This is a genomic window from Streptomyces camponoticapitis, from assembly GCF_014646115.1.
Classification (GTDB): Bacteria; Actinomycetota; Actinomycetes; order Streptomycetales; family Streptomycetaceae; genus Streptomyces; species Streptomyces camponoticapitis.
The window spans coordinates 1-4,855 of the sequence record NZ_BMMV01000057.1 but is presented as its reverse complement, the minus strand read 5'-3'; the positions used below and the strand labels follow the sequence as shown (position 1 = coordinate 4,855).

At 71.0% G+C, this 4,855-nt stretch carries 4 protein-coding genes, 1 rRNA gene and 1 pseudogene; 4 read left to right on the top strand and 2 right to left on the bottom strand.

From position 1 onward, the window contains the following. Window positions 1-160 precede the first annotated feature (160 nt). The 3 genes from rrf (at window position 161) to IEY79_RS37155 (ending at window position 2,097) form a co-directional block, all read left to right on the top strand. A 5S ribosomal RNA gene (gene rrf, locus IEY79_RS37000) occupies window positions 161-277 on the top strand. 411 nt (window positions 278-688) lie between these two features. Further along, window positions 689-1,423, top strand: a complete 735-nt coding sequence (locus IEY79_RS37160; RefSeq protein WP_194548447.1) for a hypothetical protein — start codon at window positions 689-691, stop codon at window positions 1,421-1,423. Next, on the top strand, window positions 1,408-2,097 hold the full coding sequence (locus tag IEY79_RS37155) for a tetratricopeptide repeat protein (RefSeq protein WP_194548446.1): 690 nt from the start codon (window positions 1,408-1,410) through the stop codon (window positions 2,095-2,097). Before IEY79_RS37160 ends, IEY79_RS37155 begins: the two co-directional genes overlap by 16 nt. A gap of 81 nt (window positions 2,098-2,178) precedes the next feature. Here IEY79_RS37155 and IEY79_RS36990 read toward each other — a convergent pair whose 3' ends face one another. Further along, window positions 2,179-3,495 carry a DUF1015 family protein gene (locus IEY79_RS36990; RefSeq protein WP_189112041.1) on the bottom strand — a complete coding sequence of 439 codons (1,317 nt, stop codon included), beginning with the start codon at window positions 3,493-3,495 and terminating at the stop codon, window positions 2,179-2,181. An 85-nt stretch (window positions 3,496-3,580) separates the two neighbouring features. On the opposite strand from IEY79_RS36990, the gene IEY79_RS36985 reads away from it, so the two are divergent. Further along, complete coding sequence (locus IEY79_RS36985) at window positions 3,581-4,609, top strand: HAD hydrolase-like protein (RefSeq protein WP_189112040.1); 1,029 nt, start codon at window positions 3,581-3,583, stop codon at window positions 4,607-4,609. Window positions 4,610-4,682: 73 nt separating this feature from the next. Here the strand turns inward: IEY79_RS36985 and IEY79_RS36980 are convergent. Continuing rightward, window positions 4,683-4,855, bottom strand: a pseudogene (locus IEY79_RS36980) (IS5 family transposase); the annotation flags it as partial.

The window sequence follows — 4,855 nt, the reverse complement described above, 5'->3', positions numbered from 1 at the left end:
GTACTAATAGGCCGAGGGCTTGTCCTCAGTTGCTCGCGTCCACTGTGTTAGTTCTGAGACAACGAACAACCGTGTTTACATCCGGTGTGTACTCAATTGAATAGAGTGCCTGTTCGCTTAGTGCCGAAGTCCCCCTTGTGCGGGACACGGCCGATAGTGTTTCGGTGGTCATTGCGTTAGGGAAACGCCCGGTTACATTCCGAACCCGGAAGCTAAGCCTTTCAGCGCCGATGGTACTGCAGGGGGGACCCTGTGGGAGAGTAGGACGCCGCCGAACAATCTTTCATGGACCCCTGGTCCAGCGTTCACGCTGGACCAGGGGTCTTTTTGTTTTTCTCTGCATTTGTAGGAAGCGCGTCCGATCGCCGGCTGCGTGAGAATGACTGTGGTACCCGAAGACTAGGAGCCGTGCCGATGTCCCCCAACTCTCCCGACGACCGTCCGGAGCGCGAATCACGTCGTAGGGACGGTGGTGGTGACCGGAGCGGTTCCCGTGGCGGTCGGGACGACCGTGGTGGCGGTCGTCCCACCGGCAAGGGCGGTGGCGTCGGTGACTACGTGTCCCGGCGCGACAACCGAGGTAGTGGTCGACCCTCCACCGGTGGCCGTCCCACCGGTGGTGGCCGGCCCCCGAGCGGCGGTCGTCCGTCCGGCAGTTCGGGTGGTGGCGGTGGGTTCCGTGGGCGTGATGAGCGTCCCAGCGGTCCCCGTCGTGATGACCGGCCGACCGGTCCGCGCCGTGATCGTGACGACGACCGCGGTGGCAGGCCCAGCAGTGGTGGCCGTCCCACCGGCGGCGGCGGTGGTCGCCCTACCGGTGGCGGGCGCCCCACTGGCGGTGGCCGACCCGCGAGCAGCGGTGGTGGATTCCGCGATCGCGACGAGCGTCCCAGCCGTCCGCGTCGTGATGACGAACGTGGTGACCGCGGAGGTCGTCCGGCCAGCAGTGGTGGCCGCCCCACCGGCGGCGGTGGTGGCGGGTTCCGTGGGCGTGATGAGCGTCCGTCGTTCCGTCGTGACGAGCGGCCGACCGGTCCGCGCCGTGATCGTGACGACGACCGCGGTGGCAGGCCCACCGGTGGTGGCCGCCCCACCGGCGGCGGTGGTGGCGGGTTCCGTGGGCGTGATGAGCGTCCCAGCGGTCCCCGTCGTGATGACCGGCCGACCGGTCCGCGCCGTGATCGTGACGACGACCGCGGTGGGCGCCCCACCGGCGGGCGGCCCAGCAGCAGCGGCGGCGGCGGTTACGGCCGGCGTGACGACCGCGAGCGTGGTGGGTACCGCGGGCGCGACAACCGCGAGGATCGCGGCGGCTTCGGTCGTCGTGACGACCGGGACCGTGACCGGGAGCCCATCAAGCGGCTGCCGATCCCGGAGGACATCACCGGCGATGAAATCGACAAGGCTGTGCGGCAGGAGCTGATGAGCCTGCCCAAGACGCTCGCCGACGACGTGGCGAAGAACCTCGTCATGGTCGCCAATCTCATCGACGAGGACCCCGACCAGGCCTACGCCTACTCACGCATCGCGCTGCGGCTCGCCTCCAGGGTCGCCGCCGTGCGGGAGGCCGCCGGCTTCGCCGCGTACGCGACGCAGAAGTACGGCGAGGCGCTGGCCGAGTTCAGGGCGGCGCGGCGGATGACCGGGAACGTCGACCTGTGGCCCGTGATGGCCGACTGCGAGCGTGGTCTGGGCCGCCCCGAGCGGGCCCTGACCATGGCCGGTGAGCCCGAGGTGCTGAAGCTCGACAAGGCGGGCCAGGTCGAGATGCGGCTGGTCGCCGCCGGCGCGCGCCGGGACATGGGGCAGATCGACGCCGCCATCGTGACCTTGCAGGGTCCCGAGCTGGGCTCGAACTCCGTACAGCCGTGGTCCGCGCGTCTGCGTTACGCGTACGCTGACGCGCTGCTGTCGGCCGGGCGCGAGGACGAGGCGCGTGAGTGGTTCGCGAAGGCCCTTGAGGCCGACAAGGACGGCGCCACCGATGCCTCGGACCGCCTCGCGGCTCTGGACGGCGTCCAGTTCGTCGATGTGAACGACGACGATGACGACGACATCGCCGACGAGGAGTCGGAGCCCAGGAGCGACGAGTCCTGATCCGACGGTCACCGCACCATGAGAGAGGGCGGCAACCCCACCAGGGGTTGCCGCCCTCTCTCTTTTGTTCGCGGGCCGCTCTCAGCCGTCCGCGAGGCTCCGCAGCACCAGGCCCGTCGCCGGCTTCGGGCCGAACGAGGTCGACTTGCGCGGCATCGTGACCGCCTGGCGTGCCAACTCCCGTACGACCTCTTCGCGCACCGGGTGCAGCAGGACCGCCGTACCGCCGTGGCGTTCCGCCTGCTCGACGACTGCTCCCGTGTCGTGGATGTACGAGATGTGATCGGGCGCGTCCGGGATCTTCCAGATGTGGTCCAGCAGTGTGAAGTGCAGCACGGTCGCGTCGAGGGCGCGCCACTCCTCCGGGCGGTCGGCCGGCACCGTACGGGCGAGAAGCTCCGGGTCGGGGCGGTCGACCAGGTGGAAGCGGCCGTCTCCCGCCAGCAGAAAGGCGTTCCCGGCGCCTGCCCCGGCCGCCGTGCCGCCGGTCACCGCCTCGGTCAGGGCGTCCAGCGCTTCCGGCAGTTTCCCGCCGAGCGTGCGGATCCGGAAGGAGCCCGGCACGCTGCGCAGCGCGGCCAGCGCGTCCTCGACCGGCAGCCGGTGCAGCAGCCGGTGGATCGCGCGGACCTGGAGGGGGTAGCGCGCGGTGTCGACCAGCAGGACCAGACCGTAGGCCCAGGGGCCCGCGGCGGACGGCGGGTGTTCCTCGCGCAGCCGCAGATAGGTCGCCCACCGGTGGTGACCGTCGGCGATGAGGGCCTGACGGTTCGCCAGATCCCTCTCGATCTCCGCCAGTTCCGCCGGATCGGTGACCGACCAGAGGCGGTGGCTGAAGCCGTCCTCCGTGGTGGTGGAGAGCAGGGGCTTGCGCCGTACCGCCCGCTCGATAACGGCTGTGGTGCCCGTCGCGCTGCCCTCGCCGCGGTATGTGAGGAGCAGTGGCTCCAGATTGGTGGCGGTCTCCCGCATCAGGGCCGCGCGGTCCTCGACGATGTCCGGCATGACGTCCTCGTGCGGCAGTACGACGCCCTCTTCGGGCGTGGACAGGGCCAGGGCTCCGATGACGCCGCGCTGGAGCACGTCGCCGTCGCGCTGCTCGTACACATACAGCGCCGGTTCCGGATCGGGCGCCAGGACGCCCGTCGCGAGCCAGCGCCTGAGCGTCTCCGCCGCCTGGCGGTGCCGGTCGGCGGCGGTCGCGGCCTGGGGCAGGATCAGCCGGACGATGTTGTGCGGGTCGGCGGACTCCAGGTGGTGCAGTCCGTCGGGCCGTACCACGACGTCGTACGGCGGCGAGGTCACCGCGGCCAGGCTGCCCACCCGTTCGGGGACGTAGCGCAGTCCGCGGAACGGGATCAGCCGGAGGCCTTTCTCTGCCGACCCTGTGGTGTTCATCTGGGCATCGTATGCGGGCGGGGGCATGAGCGATGATCGGGGGAAGAACGTCCGGTCATGGGGCGGAAGAGGAAACGGGAGACTGATGAGTCAGCCGAGCAGGACCAGGCCCGACGGCAGCGCGACGGCGCTCCACGAGGCGTACGACACGGCTCTGCTGGACCTCGACGGGGTGGTGTACGCGGGCGGCGAGGCCATCGACCACGCCGTCGACTCGCTGGTCACGGCCCGGGACGGCGGAATGCACCTCGCGTACGTCACCAACAACGCGCTGCGGACGCCGGACGCCGTCGCCGCGCATCTGACGGAGCTGGGGGTGCCCGCCGAGGCCGCCGAGGTCATCACCTCGGCGCAGGCGGTGGCGCGGCTGATCTCCGAGCAGGTGCCGGCCGGTGCGCGGGTGCTGGTCATCGGCGGCGAGGGGCTGCGGGTCGCCCTGCGGGAGCGGGGACTTGAGCCGGTGGAGTCGGCGGACGACGACCCCGCGGCCGTGGCGCAGGGGTACGGCGGGCCGGATCTGGCGTGGGGGCGGTTCGCCGAGGCCGGGTACGCGATCGCGCGTGGTGTGCCGTGGTTCGCGTCCAACACCGACCTGACCATTCCGAGCGCGCGGGGCATCGCCCCGGGGAACGGGGCGGCCGTCGAGGTCGTACGGATCGCCACGGGCGCCGATCCGCAGGTCGCCGGCAAGCCGCTGCCGCCGATGCACCGGGAGACGGTGCTGCGTACGGGGGCGAAGCGGCCGATCGTCGTGGGGGACCGGCTGGACACCGACATCGAGGGCGCGTTCAACGGAGGTGTGGACTCGCTGCTCGTACTGACCGGGGTGACCGACGGGCCGCAGCTGCTGGCCGCCGAGCCGAAGCACCGGCCGACGTATGTGGACGAGGACCTGCGCGGGCTGCTGACGGGGCAGCCCGAAGTGGCGGTCCGGGGTGGCGAGTTCGTCTGCGGCGGGTGGACCGCGTCCGTGCGGGACGAGGCGCTGGTGCTGGACGGCGACGGAGGGGCCATGGACGGGCTGCGGGCGCTGTGCGCCGCGGCCTGGACGCACGCGGGGGACGGCGCGTGCGCCCTGGACGGCGGCAAGGTGCTGGCGAAGCTCGGGCTCTAGACGCCGGGGTCTGCCCTCGTGAGAGGGCGTTTCGTCCCGTTGTTTCATCCCGGATTGCTGGGTTGTGCATGGTTCATGCGTCGCGCCATGTGGGGGTGGATTCGTGGGCGAGGCGGCGGGTTATGAGGTTGATCATCGCGAGGTGGATCATGGCTTCGGAGCGGTGTGGGTGGGCTTCGTAGTCGCGGGCCAGGCGGCGGTGGTTCATGAGCCATCCCAGGGTCCGTTCGACGGTCCACCGGCGTG